The organism is Amycolatopsis regifaucium (assembly GCF_001613935.1).
Taxonomy (GTDB): domain Bacteria; phylum Actinomycetota; class Actinomycetes; order Mycobacteriales; family Pseudonocardiaceae; genus Amycolatopsis; species Amycolatopsis regifaucium.
The window spans coordinates 17754-37482 of sequence record NZ_LQCI01000019.1 but is presented as its reverse complement, the minus strand read 5'-3'; the positions used below and the strand labels follow the sequence as shown (position 1 = coordinate 37482).

General features: G+C 69.4%; 22 protein-coding genes and 1 pseudogene. 13 read left to right on the top strand and 10 right to left on the bottom strand.

From position 1 onward, the window contains the following. Nucleotides 1-96: 96 nt before the first annotated feature. The 5 genes from AVL48_RS21270 to AVL48_RS21250 form a co-directional block, all read right to left on the bottom strand. Nucleotides 97-717, bottom strand: coding sequence for a hypothetical protein (locus tag AVL48_RS21270; protein WP_061989951.1), 621 nt, complete (start codon nucleotides 715-717; stop codon nucleotides 97-99). Nucleotides 718-805: 88 nt separating this feature from the next. Further along, nucleotides 806-1825 (bottom strand): aminotransferase class V-fold PLP-dependent enzyme, encoded by a 1020-nt coding sequence (locus AVL48_RS21265; protein WP_061989949.1) that lies wholly within the window; start codon nucleotides 1823-1825, stop codon nucleotides 806-808. A gap of 11 nt (nucleotides 1826-1836) precedes the next feature. Continuing rightward, nucleotides 1837-2598: an isocitrate lyase/PEP mutase family protein gene (locus tag AVL48_RS21260; protein WP_061989947.1), complete on the bottom strand. Its 762-nt coding sequence runs from the start codon at nucleotides 2596-2598 to the stop codon at nucleotides 1837-1839. 43 nt (nucleotides 2599-2641) lie between these two features. Continuing rightward, nucleotides 2642-4147: a PH domain-containing protein gene (locus tag AVL48_RS21255; protein WP_061989945.1), complete on the bottom strand. Its 1506-nt coding sequence runs from the start codon at nucleotides 4145-4147 to the stop codon at nucleotides 2642-2644. Next, complete coding sequence (locus tag AVL48_RS21250) at nucleotides 4144-4656, bottom strand: PH domain-containing protein (protein WP_061989943.1); 513 nt, start codon at nucleotides 4654-4656, stop codon at nucleotides 4144-4146. Before AVL48_RS21250 ends, AVL48_RS21255 begins: the two co-directional genes overlap by 4 nt. 93 nt (nucleotides 4657-4749) lie before the next feature. Between AVL48_RS21250 and AVL48_RS21245 the strand changes: the two genes are divergently transcribed. Then, entirely contained in the window at nucleotides 4750-5376 is a 627-nt protein-coding gene (locus AVL48_RS21245) for a TetR/AcrR family transcriptional regulator (RefSeq protein ID WP_061989941.1), read from the top strand. Here AVL48_RS21245 and AVL48_RS21240 read toward each other — a convergent pair. Continuing rightward, a complete protein-coding gene (locus AVL48_RS21240; protein WP_061989938.1) occupies nucleotides 5359-6012 on the bottom strand; it encodes a GOLPH3/VPS74 family protein in 654 nt (217 codons plus the stop codon). The two genes, AVL48_RS21245 and AVL48_RS21240, sit on opposite strands and share 18 nt — an antisense overlap. After that, entirely contained in the window at nucleotides 6012-7466 is a 1455-nt protein-coding gene (locus AVL48_RS21235; protein WP_061989936.1) for an ArnT family glycosyltransferase, read from the bottom strand. Before AVL48_RS21235 ends, AVL48_RS21240 begins: the two co-directional genes overlap by 1 nt. 137 nt (nucleotides 7467-7603) lie before the next feature. Here AVL48_RS21235 and AVL48_RS21230 point away from each other — a divergent pair. Both AVL48_RS21230 and AVL48_RS21225 read left to right on the top strand, forming a co-directional pair. Further along, nucleotides 7604-8834, top strand: a pseudogene (locus tag AVL48_RS21230) (sensor histidine kinase). Nucleotides 8835-8841: 7 nt separating this feature from the next. Next, nucleotides 8842-9459: a response regulator gene (locus tag AVL48_RS21225; protein ID WP_341865683.1), complete on the top strand. Its 618-nt coding sequence runs from the start codon at nucleotides 8842-8844 to the stop codon at nucleotides 9457-9459. A gap of 94 nt (nucleotides 9460-9553) precedes the next feature. Here AVL48_RS21225 and AVL48_RS21220 read toward each other — a convergent pair whose 3' ends face one another. From AVL48_RS21220 to AVL48_RS40180, 3 genes are read right to left on the bottom strand one after another with little or no spacing between them, the layout of a single operon-like run. Then, the gene (locus AVL48_RS21220; protein WP_061989930.1) at nucleotides 9554-9973 is read right to left on the bottom strand and encodes a winged helix-turn-helix transcriptional regulator; all 420 of its coding nucleotides are present in this window, start codon (nucleotides 9971-9973) and stop codon (nucleotides 9554-9556) included. Nucleotides 9974-10008: 35 nt separating this feature from the next. Further along, the gene (locus AVL48_RS21215; protein WP_061989928.1) at nucleotides 10009-10590 is read right to left on the bottom strand and encodes a TetR/AcrR family transcriptional regulator; all 582 of its coding nucleotides are present in this window, start codon (nucleotides 10588-10590) and stop codon (nucleotides 10009-10011) included. A 51-nt stretch (nucleotides 10591-10641) separates the two neighbouring features. Further along, nucleotides 10642-11007: an SRPBCC family protein gene (locus tag AVL48_RS40180; RefSeq protein ID WP_279626662.1), complete on the bottom strand. Its 366-nt coding sequence runs from the start codon at nucleotides 11005-11007 to the stop codon at nucleotides 10642-10644. Nucleotides 11008-11063: 56 nt separating this feature from the next. On the opposite strand from AVL48_RS40180, the gene AVL48_RS21205 reads away from it, so the two are divergent. The 10 genes from AVL48_RS21205 (at nucleotide 11064) to AVL48_RS21165 (ending at nucleotide 19729) form a co-directional block, all read left to right on the top strand. Continuing rightward, the gene (locus AVL48_RS21205) at nucleotides 11064-12278 is read left to right on the top strand and encodes an HNH endonuclease signature motif containing protein (RefSeq protein ID WP_061989926.1); all 1215 of its coding nucleotides are present in this window, start codon (nucleotides 11064-11066) and stop codon (nucleotides 12276-12278) included. Nucleotides 12279-12492: 214 nt separating this feature from the next. Next, complete coding sequence (locus AVL48_RS21200) at nucleotides 12493-12864, top strand: hypothetical protein (protein ID WP_061989924.1); 372 nt, start codon at nucleotides 12493-12495, stop codon at nucleotides 12862-12864. Further along, nucleotides 12861-13025 carry a hypothetical protein gene (locus AVL48_RS39610; RefSeq protein WP_167386382.1) on the top strand — a complete coding sequence of 55 codons (165 nt, stop codon included), beginning with the start codon at nucleotides 12861-12863 and terminating at the stop codon, nucleotides 13023-13025. Before AVL48_RS21200 ends, AVL48_RS39610 begins: the two co-directional genes overlap by 4 nt. Nucleotides 13026-13037: 12 nt before the next feature. Beyond that, nucleotides 13038-13727, top strand: coding sequence for a response regulator transcription factor (locus tag AVL48_RS21195; RefSeq protein WP_061989922.1), 690 nt, complete (start codon nucleotides 13038-13040; stop codon nucleotides 13725-13727). Beyond that, nucleotides 13724-15079: a sensor histidine kinase gene (locus AVL48_RS21190; protein ID WP_061989920.1), complete on the top strand. Its 1356-nt coding sequence runs from the start codon at nucleotides 13724-13726 to the stop codon at nucleotides 15077-15079. Before AVL48_RS21195 ends, AVL48_RS21190 begins: the two co-directional genes overlap by 4 nt. 4 nt (nucleotides 15080-15083) lie before the next feature. Further along, nucleotides 15084-15992: a LysR family transcriptional regulator gene (locus tag AVL48_RS21185; RefSeq protein ID WP_061989918.1), complete on the top strand. Its 909-nt coding sequence runs from the start codon at nucleotides 15084-15086 to the stop codon at nucleotides 15990-15992. 128 nt (nucleotides 15993-16120) lie between these two features. Continuing rightward, nucleotides 16121-17278 carry a CaiB/BaiF CoA transferase family protein gene (locus tag AVL48_RS21180; RefSeq protein WP_061989916.1) on the top strand — a complete coding sequence of 386 codons (1158 nt, stop codon included), beginning with the start codon at nucleotides 16121-16123 and terminating at the stop codon, nucleotides 17276-17278. Between the two features lie 9 nt (nucleotides 17279-17287). Further along, nucleotides 17288-18055: a crotonase/enoyl-CoA hydratase family protein gene (locus tag AVL48_RS21175; protein WP_061989914.1), complete on the top strand. Its 768-nt coding sequence runs from the start codon at nucleotides 17288-17290 to the stop codon at nucleotides 18053-18055. A gap of 1 nt (nucleotide 18056) precedes the next feature. Then, nucleotides 18057-18803: an acetoacetate decarboxylase gene (locus AVL48_RS21170; protein ID WP_061989912.1), complete on the top strand. Its 747-nt coding sequence runs from the start codon at nucleotides 18057-18059 to the stop codon at nucleotides 18801-18803. Continuing rightward, entirely contained in the window at nucleotides 18800-19729 is a 930-nt protein-coding gene (locus AVL48_RS21165) for a 3-hydroxyacyl-CoA dehydrogenase NAD-binding domain-containing protein (RefSeq protein ID WP_061989910.1), read from the top strand. The genes AVL48_RS21170 and AVL48_RS21165 overlap by 4 nt, the downstream gene beginning before the upstream one ends.

Here is a 19729-nt window from a genome sequence, read left to right as displayed (position 1 = left end):
CACCAACACGCCCACCCCACCACCAAGATGAAAAAGGCTCAATGCAAAATTTGCAATGAAGGGGCCTTTCATCTCACGCGTTTGGCAAAATCCGGCTCAGCGCCGCAGGTCCCCCGAAAGCCGCAAAGCGTCGGTCGCGATCCGCTCCAGCACCGGCTTGTCCTTGTGCTTGTTGTAGAAGCCCGCCAGCACGATGGCCACCTCCGGCCCGGTGACGTGAGAGTCGTAAGCGGCGTCCTGTCCCGAGATCTTCGGGGCTCCTTGGTCTTTGAAGGTGCCGTCGCGCACCAGGTCGGACACGTTGCCCGTGCCGTCCTTGTCGGTGAGCGCCTTGAGCTGGGTCGCGGTGACCTCGCCGGGCATGGTGACCAGGACGACCGAAACCAGCGCCTTCTGCCCGCCGGTCTCGGTCGTGTACAGCGCCCGTGACAGCCGCGTGCACGGCGTCTGGGTGAAGAAATCCTTGGTGTCGCCGTAGGACTTGCTCACGCAGTCGGAGGTGACCTGCGGGCCCTCGATCAGCGTGTACTGGAACTGGCCGCTCTTCGACGGCGTGTCCGCGACCGGGGTCGTCTCCGGCTCGTGCCGGATCAGCCACCAGAGCAGGGACGACACGACCGCGATCGCGACCAGCGCGGCGCCTCTCAGCGCCAGGGCCTTGGTGTCCCTCGACGGCTTCGGCGCGGGCGGGGACCCACTCGGCCCTGCCGGTCGCACCGGCTGAAGCCGGGCCGTTTCCGTCGCTCCCGGGGTAAATTGCGCACCAACCACGGGGTCATACGGTAGTTCACCGGCCTCGGGCGGTTCACCCGAACGTGCTTATCACCCGTTCCACGTCGTCAGCGGTGTTGTAGAGATGGAACCCGAATCGCTGCCGCCCGGCCCGGGTACCGGCCACGATGCCGGCTTCCTTCACCCGGTCGGCGGCCGCGTCGAGCGAGACGATCGCGCTCCCCTGACCGGGTGAGCCGAGCGCTTCGAGGAGCGAGTCGGCGAGTCCCACGCAGTGCGCGCGGACGGCTTCGAGGTCCAAGGAGCCGAGATAGTCCAGCGAGACGGCGGCGCCGACGAACGCGAGCCAGGCCGGGGACAGGTCGAGCGAGCGGGTGCCCTGGGCGAGCCTCAGCGGGAGCCCGTAGACGGTGTGCCAGCGGTCTTCCCCGGCGTACCAGTTCGCGGCGACCGGCAGTGCCCGCTCCAGCGCCCGCGGATGCGCGGCCAGCCACGCCGCCCCGCGCGGCGCGAGCAGCCATTTGTACCCGGCGGCGACGACCCAGTCGGCCCAGTCCAGCTCGAGCGGCTGCCAGCCGGCGGCCTGGGTGGCGTCGAGCAGCACCGCCGCGTCCGCCGCCTCGGCCGCGGCGCGGAGCCTGTCGAGGTCGATCCGGGCGCCGTCCGCCGACTGGACGACGCTGACCGCGACGAGGTCGTGCCCTTCGACGCGTTCGGTCAGTTCGGCCAACGGGACTTCGGTGACCTTCACCCCGCGATGCGCCTGGGCCGCGAACGGGAAGGTGACGCTGGTGAAATCGTTCGCGGCGACCAGCACGCTCGCACCGTCGGGCAGCCCGGCCGCCACGTTCGCGATCAGCTGCGAGACGGACGCGCCGATCGCGACCCGGTCCGCCGGGACCCCGATCAGCGCGCCGAACCCCGCCCGGGTGCGCGCGACGGGCTCGTCGAAGTCCGACGGGCGGGCCTCGCCGCGCCGCCACTTCTCGACCGCTTCCGCCACCGCGTCGGCCGCGTGCGACGGCGGGATGCCGATGCTGGGGGTGTTCAGGTAGCCGGGCGGGCAGGCGAATTCGGCGCCGAAGCTCTGCATGTCCGGAGAGATTAGTGGTTTTCGGGGAGCAGGCTCGCGACCTCGTCGTACGACGGCGGGGCCAGCGGGAGCTCGCCGCCGTCGCGGACGGCCTCCACCGTGCGCAGTGCGGCGGCCAGCGCCATCCGATACGGCAGCGAACCGAGGCTGATCCGCGCGACGCCGAGGCCTGCCAGGCCCGCGACGGTGACCCGGCCTGGAATCAACAGCAGGTTCACCGGTACGCCGACGGCCGCGACCAGCCGCTCGACGTCGGCGGGGTCGGCGAGACCGGGCACGAACACGCCGTCGGCTCCAGCGTCCACATAGGACTTACCGCGGCCGATCGCGGCCTCGGTGTCGGACTGTCCCAGCCAATGGGTGTCGGTGCGCGCGTTGACGAAAAGCCCGGGAGCGCGTTCCTTGGCAGCGGTGATCTTGGCCGCGTGCCGCACGGGGTCGCCCAGGGCGTCTTCGAGGTTGATGCCCGCGACGCCTGCTTCGGCGAGTTCCGCGGCGAGCGCTCCCACTTCGCCCGGGTCGTCACTGAAGCCTTCGGCGACGTCGACGCTGATGAGCGTGTCCAGCGCGGTCAGGCGCCGCGCCAGCCGGACGGTGGCGTCCTTGGAGGACGGTGCGCCGTCCGGCTCGCCCTCGGCGGCCGAGACCCCGAGGCTCGTCGTCCCGAGTGCCGGGAAGCCTTGCGCGGCCAGGAAGGCGGCCACGCCGAATTCCCAGACGTTCGGCAGGAGCAGCGGGGAACCGGGAACGTGCAGTGCGGCGAAAGCGGTCATGTCCTGACGGTAGCCAGCGGACGCTTCGGTGGCGGCCGAAACGTCAGGCCCGCTCCAGGAACGGCGTCAGCAGCTCCGGCACCGATTCCTCGGCGAACAGCAGGCCCTGCTCCTGTCCCGCGTCGTACACCGAGTACGCCCCGGCACCGGCGGCCGTGGTCGCGACGACGGTCAGCAATCCCTTGCGCCGCTGGAAGACCGACTGCTTGACCGTCCAGCCGATCACGCCGTCGCGTTCCAGTGCGAAGGTGCTCCGCCGCACGGTCCCGTGCCGCCCGACGAGGTAGCGACCGGTGATCCCGTGCCCGAGGTTGCGGTAGGCGTCCAGCGCCAGCAGCACCGACACCGGCAGCAGCACCACGCCGAGCGCGGCGCCGATCACCAGCAGGACGTCGGTCAGCAGGAAGCCGAGGATCGCGAAGATCGCCAGCAGCGCCACCACCGAACCGGCCCACCAGCGCAGCAGCCGTCCCCGCGCGGCGCGCGGGTGCGCGGTGAGCCGGACGGCTTCGGTCGGCGAGACCGGCTCGCGCAGCACGTCCGCGGCGATCCGGTTGGCCGTCGCGACCGGCGCGGCGGGCAGGAGCGTGTGGTAGTCGGTCTTGTCCTTGTCGTCGCTCTGCCGCATGCCGGTGGCGATCGCGTCGACGCGTGCCGCGCCGGAGATCCGGTTCCCGAGCGGCTCGACGAGGTCGATGCCGCGCAGACGGCGTTCTTCGATCGAGATCGAGCGAGTGGTGAACAGCCCGCGACGCACCCGCAGGGTGCCGCCGGATTCGCGGTCGAGCCGGTAGTTCCACCACATCTCGACCCACAAGCCCAGCGCGCCGACCACGCCGGCGACCATCGCGATCGCCAGCAGGATCAGGATCGCCACCACCAGCGGGATCCCGCGGAACAGCGCGATCACCCAGTCGATCAGCCCCTTCCGCAGCCCCGCCCACTCGGAGATCTGCATGAGACCGCCACCCGCGGCGAGCCCCAGCGTCGGGGTCAGGAACGACATCGGCGCGTAGCGGATCCACCGCGGGTCCAGCGTGGCGAGCGGCGCGTTCTCGTCGGTCTCCGTGAGTTCGTCCCGGCGCAGGAGTTCCGCGCGCAGCCGGTCGGCTTCGGCCCGCGAGACCGGGTTGAGTTTGAGCCTGCCCTGGCCGCCCGATTCATGCGAGCCGGTGCCGATGGTCACCACCGCGACGCCGAACAGCCGGTGCAGCGGGTTGGCCGTCAGGTCGACGTTGCGGATCCGTTCTCGCTGCAGGGATTTCCGCGACCGGACCACCAACGTGAACGCCGTCTCCAGCCGTTCCGGCGTGACCCGGTACCGCATCGCCTGCCAATAGAGCAGATCGAGCAGCACGCCGCCGCCGACGAGCACCAGCCCGCCTGCCACGACCCAGGCGAGTGCGCCCCAGAACCGCATGCCGCCGCCGACGAGCGCGGCCATGGTGGGGATCGCGGCTCCGAAGGCCACCCCCGCCATCGTCAGCGCGGTGACGGCGAGCGTGCGCTTGTCGAGTGTGCTCCAGCCTTCGAACTCGCCCGAGGTCATGTCGCGTCCCCCGGCGTCGCCTGCGTCGTCTCGGTGAGCTGCTCCGCCAGGCTCGCCGCCAGTTCGTGGTCGAGCCCGCGGATCTTGACCGCGCCCCGCGCCGACGCCGTGGTGACCGTGACGGTCGCGAGCTTGAACACCTGCTGCAGCGGCCCGCGCAGGGTGTCCACGGTCTGGATCCGCGACATCGGCGCGACGCGCCACTCCTGCCAGAAGAACCCCGAGCGCGTGTACACCGCGGTCTCCGTGACCTCCCAGCGGTGGACCTTGAACCACCACACCGGCATCGCGATCACCCACACCAGGCCCAGCGCCGCGATCACCGCCGCCGGTGTCAGCAGCCAGGTCCGCGCGGGCGGGATGAGCAGCCCGAGCAGCACCAGGACCAGCACCGGCGCTCCGAAGATCAACGTCCCCTGCGACCTCCACCAGCCGAGTACGCGCCGGTCCAGCGCGTTCCGCGGCGGCCTCAGCCGCACCTTCCCCCGATCGGCTTCCACCGAGTTCACCCCCCTGACGATCGTTTACAATGCGATCGCATCGTAATAATGTGGGACATTAGTGGCAATGCGATCGCATTGCAAACGGCCTCGGCGGAACGGATGGTGAACGTGCCGAAGCAGGTGGATCACGCCGCGAGACGGGCGGAGATCGCCGAGGCGCTGACGCGGCTGACGGCCACACGCGGCCTCGAAGGTGTCAGCCTCCGGCACGTCGCGGCGGAGGCGGGCATGTCGATGGGCCTGGTGCAGCACTATTTCAAGACCAAGGACGAGATGCTGCTGTTCGCCGTCGAACGTCGCTCGCAGGTGTACGAAGAGCGCTTGAAGGCCCGGTTGGCGGCCGGCGAACTGCCGTCGGCACCCAAGGCCATCCTTCGCGCCATCATGACCGAGATCCTTCCTCTCGACGAGCGCAGCCGGGGCGACTGGCTGATGGGCGTCGCGTTCTTCATCCGCGCGATCTCCGACCCGTCGTTCGCGGCCGCGTACACCGAAGGCGTGCCGCAGTTGTTCGAACTGTTCGCCGTGCTGATCCGGCAGGGACAGGAGGCGGGCGAGGTCGACAAGTCGGCCGACCCGGAGCACGAAGCGGCAATCCTCTGGGCGATCGCCGATTCACAGGGCACCAACATCGTGATGAAGCACCGCACCCCGGACGAGGTGGTGTCCACTGTGGACTACCACCTCGACCGGCTTTTCGGTGCTGGTTCAGCTTCCGCCGGATGAGGCCGCCGCCGACGCCCGCACCGCGCGCAGCTCACGGAACAGCTTTCGCAGCGCGGGAACCGCGTCCCCGCCCCGCTCCGCCAGCCCCTCGATCCGCTCCTTGTACCGGCGCCTGTCCCGGCCGGGGATCACCTGCCGGAGTTCGACCGCGGCCGCCAGCGCGGTGAGCGCGGCGTCGCCCGCGTCCACTTCGGACACCGGCGACGGTCCGCGCAACGCCTGGTCGACCCGTGCGCGAAGCCGGTCGACGACGGCGGGATCACGCACGGTCGGCCGCCGCGACGGGAACAGGCCCAGAATCCGCCCCGTCCGCAGTTCGAGCACGCCTGCCGCGTCGAGCTGGGATTCCAGCGCCTCCAAGGTGCCGCGCGCGTCCTTGCGCACCCACCATTTCCACTTGCGCGGCCGCTCCCCCGCGATTTCGGCGAGCAGCTCGTCGAGGACGAGATCGCCGGTCGGCCCCGCGCCGGACAACGTGACCCGGCCATCCGTGTCGGTGGCCCGGCCACGCAGCACCAGGTCGGTCATGGCGGCACCACGGATCAACAGGCTCGCGCGGCGCCGGTCCCGCAAGCTGTCGTGGATGACGTCGCAAGCGAGCAGATATGCCTTGGCGGGTAGGGAAAGTTCGGTCATCAGTGCCTCTCCAGCTTCGGCCAGATCCCGGTCCACGAACCCCGCCTGCCGTCGTACCGCCACAGCAGCCCTTCCACCACCGGGGTCACCTCGGCGAAGTACGGCTTGAGCAGTTCCGGATCGAATCCGGCGAACAGCACGCTGTCCGCGGAGTCCGGCGGGCGGTCGAAATACCAGTAGCCGCGATGGCCACTGTAGACACGCTCGATGCCGTACTGGCGACCGTAGAACTCGGTCGCGGCGGCGAACGGGTAGATCTCGGCGTAGACGGCGGTGTGTGCCTTCTTTTCCGGTGGCAGGGCCGCGTAAGTCTCACCGATCGCCTTGACCAGCTCCTGTTGCGGCAACTCACCGCCCGCGAACGAGGTGCCGAGCGCGATCGGGCCGATGCTGGTCCGTGCCATGGTCGCCGGGAAGATCGGCAGGCCCACCAGGGTGATCACCGCCGAAAGCACCATCACCGGCCAGGCCACCGGCCGCCACCGGGGAACGTGGTTCACGAAACCGGTCGCCGCGGCGGCGAACGGCAGCGCGAAGACGCTCATCAGGTAGTAGGAACGGCCGTGCAGTAGCAGGAACGCCACGATGAGCGCGGCTATCGCTACCCCCAAGAAGCGATAGCCGCGAAGTTCCCGTGAGAAGATCAGCCGGACGAGGCCGTAAACGAACGCGAGCACACCCGCGCCGACACCGGCCATGAGGAACCCGTCGCGCAGGAAGATCCAGGTGCCGGGGAATTCCGCGGCCACGACGTCGTTCATGAGCCGGTATGGCCAGCCGTTTCTCGCCTGCCAGCTCAAGGTCGGCACAGTCGCGACGGCGGCGATTCCCGCGCCCAGCCACAGTTTCGGTCGCCGCAAGAGTTCACGGGGCCCGAGCGCGAGCGCGCTGACGAGGGCGAACGCCCAGAAAGCGGGGATGAGGAACTTCGTCTGCAGGGAGATCGCGGTCACGACGCCAGCCCACACCAGCAGCCCGTCGCGACGGACGCGTATCCAGCGGACCACCAGCCAGACGATCACCGTCCACAAGAACGGATCGAGGACGTACGTGCCGATCCAGTGGCTGACGATGATCACCCCGGACGTCGCGTAGAGCCCGGCCGCGAGCACCTGCGCGCCGCGTCCGCCGCCCAGTTCCCTGGCGATCAGCGCGGTGACGACCACGCCGGCCGCCGCGGCCAGCGTCATCGGCAGGCGCAGCATCACCAGCGAACCGGGGAACAGCGAGTCCATCGCCCCGGCCAGCGCCGGGATCAACGGTGGCTGGTCGAAGTAGCCCCACGCCAGGTGTTCCCGGCCGGCCATCAGGAAGTACAACTCGTCGAAGCCGTGCGCGTACCGGCCGCTGGTGGCCAGCAGCGCGGCTCCGGCCAGTGCGGCGACGACGAACACCGGCAGGCGGGCGAACGCCTGTTCCGGTCCTGTTCGGACGGTCTGGGTCGCGTTGCTCATGATCTCCAGTCCACCGGAAAGGGCTCCAGGGAGGAAACCGGGTAAAGAGGATCACCGGATAGCCGAAAGTTGCGGGTCCCCCTGCCGTTGGTCGCCGGTCACGGGCGACCCCGGTCCCGGCTGGCTACCGTGATCCGGTGGAGAAAAGCAGGCCGTTCCGGCCCGGTCCGGCCGACACCTTCTGGCTCACGGTGGCGGCACTCGCGTTCGTGGGCCTGGACATCGCCCTGTACGTGTTCGGGGACCCGACGACAGGCTGGGCGGGTCCCGCGGCGGGGGTCACCCTGCAGGTACTGCTCGATCTCTCGTTGCTGTTGTTGTTCCGGTTCCCGCGGCTGATCGCGGGCCTGGTCCTGGCGGGCGCGCTGCTGATGCTCGCCTCCGATCTGCTCTCCCCCGGCCTGCTGGTGCCGGAGCGGCAGTTGACGTTGATGACCGTCCCGTCGATCACCCCGGTCGTGCTGAGCCAGCTGGCGCGCCTGATGGACCGGCGGACGCTGCTGTGGCTGACCGCGGTCCTGGTGGTCTGCGCGTCGCGACCATGGGACGCGCACTGGAACACCACCCCGTTCGGCCTGCTGAGCACGGCGCTGCCCACCACGATCTCGCTGTACTTCGAGGCGCGGCGCCAGTTGCTGCGCTCACTGCGGGACCGGGCCGAACGCGCCGAACGCGAGCAGCATCTGCTCGCCGAACGCGCCCGCGCCGAGGAGCGGCGGAAACTGGCCGAGGAGATGCACGACGTCGTCACCCACCGCCTGAGCCTGATGGTGCTGCACGCCGGGGCGCTCGGCGTCGTCTCGTCCGACGAGGCGGTGCGAACCTCCGCCGAAGACATCCGGCGTGAAGGCGCGCTGGCGCTGGACGAACTGCGCGACCTCGTCGGGGTGCTGCGCAACGGCGCGAACGCCGGGCCGCGCACCCTCACCGACGGTACGGCGGGCGATCCGGCGACACTGGTCGCGGAATCGCGGTCGGTCGGCATCCCCACCGAGCTGACCGTGCACGGCGATCCCGGGCGGATCTCCCCCACCGTCGCGCGTACGGCGTACCGCGTCGTGCAGGAAGCGCTGACGAACATCCGCAAGCACGCGCCGGGCTCGACGGCGACCGTCGCGCTCCGCTACCACGCGGAGGGTCTGGACATCGCCGTGGCGAACACGCGGGCGGGGGCGCCCGCCGATCCCGCGCTGGCGGGCAGCGGATCCGGCGCCGGGCTGGCCGGGCTGCGGCAGCGCGTCGAACTGATCGGTGGCCGATTCGACGCGGGCCCGATCGCGGGCGGCGGGTACCGCGTCGATGCGATACTGCCCGCCTACGTCCCGACGACGGAAGGAGATGCGTGATCCGGGTGGTCGTCGTCGATGACGAACCGATGGTCTGCGCGCATCTGCGGACGATCCTCGGTTCCGCGGCCGACATCGAGGTGGTGGCGCAGGCACAGGACGGCGCCGAAGCCGTCGAAGCCGTCGTCCGGCACCGGCCGCGGGTGGTGCTGATGGACCTGCGGATGCCCGGCGTCGACGGGCTGACCGCCATCGAACGGATCGCGAAACTCCCGGAGCCGCCCGCGGTGGTCGCGCTGACGACGTTCGACGCGGACACCTACGTCATCCGCGCGCTGCGGGCAGGCGCGGCCGGGTTCCTGGTGAAGTCGACGCCGCCGGAGGACCTCATCGGACTGGTCCGCGTCGCCGCCGACGGGCACACCGTGCTGTCTCCCGAAGCCGCGCGGCGGCTGGTGGCGATGTCCGCCGACGGACGGCGTCGCGGTGACGACGCGCGACGGAAGACCGAGGGACTCACCGAGCGGGAAACGGATGTCCTCGCCTGCCTCGGCGAAGGACTGTCCAATGCGGACATCGCGGCACGGCTGCATCTGGCGGAGGCGACGGTGAAGAGTTACGTGTCGCGGATGCTGGTCAAACTGGACTGCGCGAACCGGACCCAGGCCGGGCTGTTGGCGCACGAGGCCGGTCTGGTGAAGCGCTGAGCTGTCTCCTCCAGGGCGCCCTGCGCCCGGCGGAAACTCTACCGTCGCGCACCTTTCTTGGCCGAAGGCCACGGAAACGTTCTGCAGGGGCGCCTTAAACGGCGGCGCGAGGCGCCTGCGCTCCGGTGCCCTGTGAAACGTTTCCGTCAGCGCGCGACAGACTGGCGCCGTCGTAGCTCTTGCGGGCGTCGAGGACCTCGCCCATGTGCACGCGGGCCCACTTGTCGAGCATGTCGAGCGGTTCGGCCAGATTGCGGCCGAGGTCGGTCAGCTCGTACTCGACGTGCGGCGGGATCTCCGGATACGCGGTGCGGGTCAGGATGCCGTCGCGGACGAGGCTGCGCAGCGTCTGGGTGAGGACCTTTTGCGAGATGCCGCGCACGCGTTTGCCGATTTCGGTGAACCGGAGCGGCCCGTCGCCGAGCACGCCGACGATCAGCACGGTCCACTGGTCGCCGATGCGGTCGAGCAGCGCGCGGGTGGGACAGTCGGGATCGTACGGGTTTCCGAGCACGTGACCTCCTCACTCTCCGAGGGAGAGTAACATGCCTAGCGAGAGGGACTGGGCTGCATCAACGCCTCGAACAGCAGAATGAGGTGACGGCGGCCGCGGTCCCAGCGCGCCTCCAGTTCGCCCTGGTCACGGGTCGCCCAGCTGGCGATGAGGATGCCGCGGACGACGTCCATCGCCGTGTACACCGCGTGCAGGAACTCCGGATGCGCGGCATGGTCCGGCAGCAGCGCCTTGCCGAACTCGACCAGGCTGCTCGTCGCGATCGGCTCCACCACCGCCATCTGCGCGCGCAGTTCCGGGTCGGTGCGCGAAGCCACCCACAGCTCGACGGTCGCCGAGAAGACCGGCCCCTGGTGCATCTCCCACATCAGCTGCAGCGCGTCCCCGACCGGGTCGGCCGACGCCTTGAGCCGGTCGATCTCCGCCATCGCGACCTCGGTGCGCTTGGCCGCGAGATGCCGGATCGCGGAGGTGACGAGGTCGGCCTTGGTCGGGAAGTGGTGCACCTGCGCGCCGCGGGTCACCCCGGCGCGGTCCGCGACACGGGTGGTCGTGGTGCCCGCGTAGCCGTACTCGACGAGACAGTCGATCGTGGCGTCGAGCAGCCTCACGCGCATCGCGGCGCTGCGTTCCTCCTGCGTGCGTCGTGGGGCTGCCATGCGCCTACTTTATGGGGCGCCTCGCGAGGCGCCCGCCACGAGGCTCTCGACCATCCGCCCGAGGAAGCGGCCGAGGAACCGGCGATAGAACCAGCCGGTGCCGGGGATCTTGGCGGTGAACGTCGAATGCCAGTGGACGTCGGTGCCCTTTCGGTCGGGTGTGAGGTCGACGTACGCGCGGTAGTCGCGCAGCGGCAGGCCCTTGCGCAACGTGTAGCCGAAGCGCTTGCCGGGCTCCAGCGCGATGACTACCGCATTTAGTCCTCTAAATGCGGCCGCCGGACACCTCGCTACCGCGTTTAGAGGACTAAATGCGTTGACTCGGAGTAGGCGGCACGTATTCTCTCTAAGGACGTTAACCTCTGTCGAGTGAATTGAGCGTCGATCTGCCGCTACGCGAATTGATCTAGCACGTATGTTCGGTCTTCGGTATCCCCGAGTGGTGGCGTGCCGATACGGCGACGCTGCATGCCCGCAAGCAGGAAATCGAAATCTTGAAGCGGCAATTGGACGCGGAGCAGAACGCGATCCTGGCGGAAATCAATAACCGAGGTGTCCGTGGATGTTCCGGCCATTCGACACTGGCAGCCCTGATTTTCGAGGACTTCCGTGTCACGGACAAGGAAGCCGGTCGTCGTGCCGACCGGGTCCTGGCGCTGCATCCCGGGGTGGTGGTGGGTGGCGAGGTCGTGCCGCCTCTGGCGCCCTTGACCGCCGAGGGCGCGATCGGGGGCGGGCAGATCGACGCGATCATCCGCACCCTCGCCCGGATCCCCTCCACCGTCCCGGAAGAAGACGTGCGAGGCGGAGAGAAGATCCTCGTCGACCTCGCCCGGCACGCCGGGCCGCGGCAGATCGCCCGGGCCGGACGCCGCCTCCTGGACAAGCTCGATCCCGATGGGAAAGAGCCGCGGAGTGAGGACCCGAAGGATGTGCGGCCGGAGTTGCGGTTCGTCAAACACCGCGACGGCACGCTTGGGTTGAAGGCGACCCTGGACCTGGAGACGTATGCGCGGTTGAAGTCCGACCTCGACCCCATGGCGAAACCCCACAAAGCCATCGACGGGGTCCGCGACTCCCGCAGCCAAGACGAACGCTACGGGGATGCCTTCACCGACTACGTGCGACTCAAGACCACCAGCCGGAACCTCCCCGGCCAAGCAGGCGAAGCCACCCACATCCTCATCACCATGTCCTACGAGGACCTGATCAACGATCTCGGTGAAGCACACCTGGACCTCGTCGGGCCGATCAGTGCAACCGACGCCCGTATCCTCGCCTGCGACGCGCGCGTCCGACCCGGCGTCCTCGGTACCACGGGCGAACCACTCGACATCGGCCGGTCGAAACGCACCGTGTCCCTCGCCCAGAAATACGCCCTCACCATCCGCGACGGCGGGTGCGCGTTCCCCGGCTGCGACATGCCCGTACCGCGCTGCACCGCCCACCACATCGTCTTCTGGCGACACCACGGCGAAACCAAAATCGACAACCTCGTCCTGCTCTGCACCAAACACCACCGCCTCATCCACCACAGCGACTGGAAAGTCGCCATCGCCCAAGACGGACTACCGGAGTTCACCCCGCCCGCCTACCTCGACCCCACCGGCCAACCCCGGCGCAACACCATGCACCTCCGGACATAGGCCGAAGTGCTTGTGATCTCCGAGTGGTAATGCTGAGCTGCCGCAAGGTGGTCGTGAGTGGCGATTCGTGTTCTAACCCGAATCGCCACTCACGACCATCTCGCGTGCACCCCCCGGCAGCCTCAAGCCACGAAACGCCCTCGGCCGAGTATCGCTTACAAAACCCGAACACAGAGCCCACATTCCTCGTATCAGCCGGCGCGAAGCTCTCCGCATGCTGAAACACACCATCGCCGCCTGCCTGACCGCGGCAGGTCTCATCGCCCTCGCCCCCGCCGCCTCGGCCCAATCGAATCCGATCACCCTCAGCCCGGAAGAGTCCCAGAAACTGTGCGCCGACTGGCTGCCCAAGCTCACCCAGCGCACCGCGAAGCTCACCGACCGCGTCAACGGCGGCCCCGAGATCCGCGGGTCCGTCGCGAATCTCAAGGCCAGGGCCGAGGACCAGCGCAAGAAGGGGCACAACGACGTGGCCGACAGGCTTCAGAAGCGGGCCGACAAACGCAGCGGACGGCTTCCCGAACTCAACGCGGCGAAGCAGAAGCTGGACGCCTTCACGGGCGCGCACTGCAAGGCGGGCAAGTGAGGCGCCTCCTGGCCGCGACCCTGACCGCGCTGGCGCTGACCGGCGTGGCCGCGTGCACCGATCCAGAGCCGGCTTCGAGCCCGTCGCCCGGTGAACTGAGCGACGTCCAGCGCACCCTCGACGCGATCGAACAGGACATGGCCGGTGACCCGGCGCCGTGACAGGATCGGGCGGTGACGACACAACCGGGACGCGGGCTGGTGCTGGTCGTCGAGGACGACCCCGCGATCGCCGAACTCGCCTCGCTGTACCTGCGGCGGGACGGGTTCGGCGTGCAGGTCGAGGCGGACGGCGGCCAGGCGCTCGCCACGATCCGGCGACTTCGCCCGGTCGCGATCGTGCTCGACATCGGACTGTCCGGAATGGACGGTATCGAGATCTGCCGCACGCTGCGCGCGGACGGTGACTGGACGCCGGTGTTGTTCGTCACCGCCCGCGACGACGAACTGGATCGCCTGCTGGGGCTGGAGATCGGTGCGGACGACTACCTGACGAAACCGTTTAGCCCTCGTGAACTCTCCGCCAGGGTCCGGACGGTGCTGCGGCGCGCCGCCGGATCCGCGCCGCCCGCCGAGACGTACGCGGCGGGCCAGGTCCGGGTCGACCTCACCCAGCGCCGGGTCTGGGCGGCCGACACCGAGATAGTGCTGACGTCGACGGAGTTCGACCTGCTGACCCATCTGGTGCGGCGGCCCGGTCAGGTGTTCAGCCGCGAGCAGCTGCTCAGTTCCGTCTGGGGTTACGCGGCGTCGGCGGGGACGCGGACCGTCGACGTCCATATCGCCCAGCTGCGCGGGAAGCTGGGCGGCCACAGTCCGATCAGGACGGTCCGCGGCATCGGCTACGCGGCGGACGCCGGATGAGGCGGACCTCGCTCGCGCTGCGGATCACCGTGGTGTGCCTGGCGATCGCCGCGGTCGCGGTGGTGGTGGCCGGGCTGGTCGCGGCCCGGTCGATCCGCACCGCCGGGATCGACGTGCTCCGGCGATCGCTCTCGGCGCAGGCCGACGTGGTCGCGAGCCAGCTCGACGAGACCGGCATCGGCAACCGGCTCGGGGTGGGCAAGGTCGCGGAAGTCGTGCGCGGGCAAGGGATCGACGTCGTCGTCCGCCGTCCGAACGGGACACTCGACGGCGGCGGGACGGTCGCCGCGATCGCCGCGGCCAAGGCGGGGCTCACGCGCTCGGGTTCGGACACGGTGCTCGTCGACGGACAGCAGTACCTCGTCGAGATCCGCACGGTCGGCGCGAGGGGTGCCGCGTTCGCGCTCGTCCAGTCCACCAAGACCGGCGAAGCCCAAGGGCGGCCGCTGGTGCGGAACATCGTGCTCGCCCTCGGCGCCGGGCTGGCGGTCGCCGCGATCGCGGGTCTCGTGCTGAGCCGGATGCTGTCGCGGCCGCTGCGCCGGGCCGCCTCGGTGGCGAACGGAATGCGCGCCGGACGCCGTGACCTGCGCGTTCCGGTCGAGGGGCCGTCCGAGGTCGCGGACGTGGCGAAGTCGGTCAACGAACTGGCCGACGCCCTTCAATACAGCGAGGCGCGGCAACGCGAGTTCCTGCTTTCGGTGTCGCATGAGCTGCGGACGCCGCTGACCGCCGTCACCGGATTCGCCGAGGCCATCGGGGACGGCGTGGCCGAGGGTGAGGACGCGCGGCGGGCCGGGGAGACCATCCACCGCGAGGCCGTCCGGCTGGAACGCCTGGTCAGCGATCTGCTGGAGCTGGCGAGGCTCGGCGCCGACGAGTTCCGGCTCGATCCGGCGGGGCTCGATCTCGCCGCGCTGGTCGATGAATGCGCTGACGTCTGGCGGCTGCGGTGCGCTCGGCAGAACGTCGCGCTGCGGGTCGAGCGGCCGTCCGGCGAGGTCCCGGTCATCGCCGATCCGCGGCGGCTTCGCCAGGTGGTGGACGGGCTGGCCGAGAACGCGCTGCGGGTGACTCCGGCGGGTGCTCCGATCGTGTTCTCGCTGGTGACCGCGGCGGGCCGGGCACGGCTGGCGGTCCGCGACGGCGGGCCGGGTCTGGCGCCGGAGGACTATCCGGTCGCGTTCGACCGCGGCGTGCTGAACAAGCGGTATCGCGACCGCCGTCCGGTCGGTTCGGGGATCGGGCTCGCGCTGGCCCATGGCCTGGTCACGCGCATGGGCGGGACGCTGACCGCCGGTCCGGCGCCCGAGGGCGGCGCCGCGTTCACCGTCGCGTTCCGGTTAGGGTGAGCACGTGGAGATGTTGCACCTGCGGTATTTCGTGGCCGTCGCCGAGGAACTGAACTTCTCCCAGGCGGCCAGAAAGCTGCATATGGCCGCCTCCCCGCTGAGCCAGCGCATCAAGGACCTCGAACACGAACTCGGCCACAAACTGTTCGACCGCAGCACGCATCACGTCACGCTCACCGCGGCCGGCTCCGCGCTGCTCCCGATCGCGCGGGACGTCCTCGAACAGGTCAACGCGATTCCCTGGCGGCTGCAGGAAGCGGTGAAACCGCGGCGGAGCACCGTGTTCGTCGGAATGCCCGGCGGCGTGCACCCCGCCCTGCGTGAACGGGTCAAACAACTCGAAGAACGCTGTCACGACCGGTTCGAACTCAAACGGTGGCCGGGGACGACCCCCGATCTCGTCGCCGCGGTCCACCAGGGCAAACTCGCGTTGTCGCTGGTCCGGATGCCGGTGACCGATCCCGCACTGGAGATGATCCCGGTGCAGGTCGAGCGGCTCGGCGCGGTCGTGCCCGCCGACCGGTTCGCCGGACGGGACACGGTGAACATCGCCGAACTGAGTGACCTGTCCTACATTCCGTCCGCGTCGGAAAGCATTCCCGCCTATTCCGAAGACATGGATCGCCAATTGTCGAACGCGGGAATCAAGAAAAGGCTCAAGGTCGACGGCGCCGAATATTCCGGCATCTCCGAATTGGTGGCGAACGGCTCGTCGTTCTCGATCACGATGCTCGATCCGGCCAGCCCCATGCATCTGTTCCTCGTCGACGGCGCCACCGTCCTGCCGTTCGCGGATTTCCGGCCCCAGCTGGAGACTGCCCTGGTGTGGCGCCGGGACCGCGCCGAGGAGGGCGACCTCGCCGAACTCGTCGCCGGGGTCCGCGACGTCTTCGCCGAACCGCTTTCGACATAACCCTCAATCCGGACAAAAGAATGGTGTGACCACTCCGGTCATACCATTCTTCTTTTCTTGATCATTCCCTTTACCGGCATTCGCGCCTAACTTCGACAGTAGAGCGAACAACGGCGAAGGGAAGCAAAATGACACACACCGCCCCCGGTCCGCTGGACGGCGTTCGCGTGATCGACCTCTCGACGGTGGTCATGGGCCCGTACGCGGCGCAGATCCTCGGCGACCTCGGCGCCGACGTCATCAAGATCGAGTCCCCGGCCGACACCGTGCGGGTGGGCAAGTTCCGGACGACGCCGGGCATGACGGCGCTCAACCTGAACGTCAACCGCAACAAGCGCAGCGTCGCCCTCAACCTGAAGGACGAGGAGCAGCGCGAGCAGGCGCTCAAGCTGATCGACACCGCCGACGTGCTGATCACGAACATGCGCCCGGGCGCGCTGAGCAGGCTCGGCCTGAACTACGCCGACGTCGCCGCGCGCAACCCCGGCATCGTCTACGCCCACGCCCAAGGCTTCCGCAGCGACTCCGACCGCGCGGGCAACGCCGCCTACGACGAGACCGTGCAGGCCGCCTCCGGCCTGGTCGACGTCGCGAACCGCGCGCTGGGCGAGCCGGTCTACCTGCCGACGATCATCGGAGACAAGGTCTCCTCACTGACCATCGCCTACACCGTCCTCGCGGCGCTCGTGCACCGCGACAAGACCGGTGAGGGCCAGCGGGTCGAGATCCCGATGACCGACACGCTGATCGCGTTCAACCTCGTCGAGCACCTGGCCGGGCACTCGTTCGAGCCCGCGGAGGGCACGACCGGCTTCGGCCCGTCGATGAACCCCGGGCACAAGGCCGTGCACACCAAGGACGGCATGGCCTGCGTGATCCCCTACAACCCGCAGAACTTCCGCGACTTCTTCCACGCCGCCGGGCGGCCGGAACTGGCCGACGACCCGCGAGTCAACGGCGACGCGATCGACGGCGCAGACCACGAGGCACTGGCCGAGATGATCGCCGAGTGCGCCCCGGCGCTGACCACCGGAGAGTGGACCGAGATCTGCGCGAAGTACAGCATCCCGATGGCCCCGGTGCTGGAACTGGACACCGCGCAGGACGACGAATACGTCCGCGACGGTCACCTGCTCGACGTCGTCGAGCACCCGAGCGAGGGCTCGATCCGCACCATCGGCATCCCGGTGAAGTTCTCCCGGACCCCCGGCTCCGTCCGGCGCCTGGCTCCCCTGCCGGGTCAGGACACCGAAGACGTCCTGCGCGAACTCACCACGGTGAACTGAGGAAAGACCATGAGCAGCAACGAAGTAAGGACAGAACGGATCGGCAGCACCCTGCTGATCACGATCGACCGGCCACAAGCGCGCAACGCGGTCAACGCCGCCGTCGCGGCCGGGCTCGCCGAAGCACTCGACCTCTTGGAAGCCGATCCCGGCCTGCGGGCCGGGGTCCTGACCGGCGCGGACGGCTCGTTCAGCGCCGGAATGGACCTCAAGGCGGCATTGCGGGGCGAGTCGCCCGAGATCCCCGGCCGCGGCTTCGGCGGGCTGACCGAGGCCGAACTGTCGAAGCCCCTGATCGCGGCCGTCGAAGGCTGGGCCATGGGCGGCGGGTTCGAACTGGCGCTGGCCTGCGACCTGATCGTCGCCGCCGAAGACGCGAAGTTCGGGTTGCCCGAGGTGAAGCGCGGGCTGATCGCCGCCGGCGGCGGGGTGATCCGGCTGCCGAAGCGAATCCCGCACCACCTGGCGATGGAGTTCCTGCTCACCGGCGAGCCGATCAGCGCGCAGCGCGCCGGACGGCTGGGCCTGGCGAACCGGGTCGTCCCCAGCGGTGAGGCCGCCGCGGTCGCCCTGCAGCTCGCCGAACAGGTGGCCGCCAACGCCCCGCTGGCGCTGGCACTGGTCAAGAAGATCGTCCGCGCCGCCGACGGCGTCCCGGACGCGCAAGCGTTTGCCACCCAGCGCACGGAGATGCCGTCGCTGATGAAGTCGGCCGACGTCCGCGAAGGCATGCAGGCCTTCGCCGAGCGCCGCGCTCCACAGTGGACTGGTGAGTGAGATGAAGCAGCAAGAAGTTCTCCAGCACGTGACCACCCCGCTCACGAACCCGGCGTACGCGCCGGTGGTGCCCCGGTTCACGAACCGCGAGTACCTGAACATCGTTTACCGCACCGATGCGGACGCCCTGCGTGCCGTCGTCCCGGAGCCGCTGGAAATCGACGAGCCGCTGGTGCGGTTCGAGGTGATGAAGATGGGCGACGTCAGCGGATACGGCCCTTACACCGAGTCCGGGCAGGCGATCCCGGTGAGCTTCGAGGGCGAGCGTGGCGAGTATCTGCACGCGATGTACCTCGACAACTTCCCGGCCACCGCCTCCGGCCGCGAGATCAGCGCCTACCCGAAGACCATCGGCTCGCCGAAGCTGTTCGCCGAGAACGGCGCGCTCGTCGGGACACTCGACTACGGCAGCCAGCGGGTCGCGACCGCGACCATGGGCTACAAGCACCACCGTCTCGACGTGCGCGAGGCCGAAACGCAGATCACCGTGCCGACGTTCATGCTCAAGACCATCCCGCACTACGACGGTTCGCCGCGGGTCTTCGAGCTGGTCCGCACCGAGATCACCGACGTGGTGGTCAAGGAAGCGTGGACCGGCCCCGCCCGGTTGCAGCTGTTCCAGCACGTGCTGGCCCCGCTGGCCGATCTCCCGGTGCTGGAGATCGTTTCGGCCAGCCACATCCTCACCGACCTGACGCTCGCCCCGGTCAAGCCGGTCTTCGACTACTTGAAGGGAGCACGGTCATGACTTTCCGGACAGCCGCGGTCATCGGCGCGGGCACCATCGGTCTCTCGTGGACGGCGTTGTTCGCCGCGCACGACCTGGAGGTCTGGGTTTCGGACCCCCGGCCGGATCTCGCCGACGCCGTCGACGGCGCACTGGAGACGTTCGCCCCGCACCTCGGCCGGACCGCCGCGGACCTCGCCCCTCGCGTCCACCTCGCCACGGACGTCGCGGAAGCCGTGCGGCACGCGGATGTCGTGCAGGAGAACGGGCCCGAGAACGTCGAGTTCAAACAAGAGCTGTTCGCGAACCTGGTCCGTGAGGCACCGTCGCACGCGCTGCTGCTCAGCTCGTCGTCGGCGATCCCTTCGACGGCGTTCGCGGCGGACCTCGACGACGCGTCCCGCGTCCTCATCGGACACCCGTTCAACCCGCCGCACCTGATCCCGCTGGTGGAGGTCGTCCCCGGTGAGCGCACCAGCGCCGAGTCGGTGGACCGCGCCGTCGAGTTCTACCGGTTCGTCGGCCGCACCCCGGTGGTGGAACGCAAGGAGATCCCGGGGTTCGTCGGCAACCGGCTGCAGAACGCGCTGAGCCGCGAGGCGATCTACCTGGTGGAGCAAGGCGTCGTTTCACCGTCCGAATTGGACGCGGTGATGACGAACTCGCTCGGCATCCGCTGGTCGACCGTCGGGCCGTTCCTCGGCTCGCATCTGGGCGGCGGCCCCGGCGGCTACCGGCACATGGCCGAGCACATCGGCAAGTCGATGAAGCAGATGTGGGCGGGCCTCGGCCAGCCTTCACAGAGCCCGGAAGAACAGGAACGGCTCATCGAAGCCGTCGAATCCGCTTACGGCTCCTCCACGTACTCGGAACTCGCCGAGGCGCGCGACCGCAAGCAGCTCGCGGTGCTGTCCGCTCTGGACAGGGCCGGCAAGGAGGAGAACTGA

Excerpts from the sequence above, each read along its gene's own strand:
- AVL48_RS21190 (WP_061989920.1), top strand. The coding sequence starts at position 13,724 with ATGAGGCGGACCTCGCTCGCGCTGCGGATCACCGTGGTGTGCCTGGCG.
- AVL48_RS21215 (WP_061989928.1), bottom strand. The coding sequence starts at position 10,590 with ATGCGCGTGAGGCTGCTCGACGCCACGATCGACTGTCTCGTCGAGTAC.
- AVL48_RS21265 (WP_061989949.1), bottom strand. The coding sequence starts at position 1,825 with ATGCAGAGCTTCGGCGCCGAATTCGCCTGCCCGCCCGGCTACCTGAAC.
- AVL48_RS21240 (WP_061989938.1), bottom strand. The coding sequence starts at position 6,012 with ATGACCGAACTTTCCCTACCCGCCAAGGCATATCTGCTCGCTTGCGAC.
- AVL48_RS21255 (WP_061989945.1), bottom strand. The coding sequence starts at position 4,147 with ATGACCTCGGGCGAGTTCGAAGGCTGGAGCACACTCGACAAGCGCACG.
- AVL48_RS21200 (WP_061989924.1), top strand. The coding sequence starts at position 12,493 with ATGCTGAAACACACCATCGCCGCCTGCCTGACCGCGGCAGGTCTCATC.
- AVL48_RS21260 (WP_061989947.1), bottom strand. The coding sequence starts at position 2,598 with ATGACCGCTTTCGCCGCACTGCACGTTCCCGGTTCCCCGCTGCTCCTG.
- AVL48_RS21225 (WP_341865683.1), top strand. The coding sequence starts at position 8,842 with ATGGTCTGCGCGCATCTGCGGACGATCCTCGGTTCCGCGGCCGACATC.
- AVL48_RS21170 (WP_061989912.1), top strand. The coding sequence starts at position 18,057 with ATGAAGCAGCAAGAAGTTCTCCAGCACGTGACCACCCCGCTCACGAAC.
- AVL48_RS21235 (WP_061989936.1), bottom strand. The coding sequence starts at position 7,466 with ATGAGCAACGCGACCCAGACCGTCCGAACAGGACCGGAACAGGCGTTC.
- AVL48_RS21175 (WP_061989914.1), top strand. The coding sequence starts at position 17,288 with ATGAGCAGCAACGAAGTAAGGACAGAACGGATCGGCAGCACCCTGCTG.
- AVL48_RS21165 (WP_061989910.1), top strand. The coding sequence starts at position 18,800 with ATGACTTTCCGGACAGCCGCGGTCATCGGCGCGGGCACCATCGGTCTC.
- AVL48_RS21180 (WP_061989916.1), top strand. The coding sequence starts at position 16,121 with ATGACACACACCGCCCCCGGTCCGCTGGACGGCGTTCGCGTGATCGAC.
- AVL48_RS21245 (WP_061989941.1), top strand. The coding sequence starts at position 4,750 with ATGGTGAACGTGCCGAAGCAGGTGGATCACGCCGCGAGACGGGCGGAG.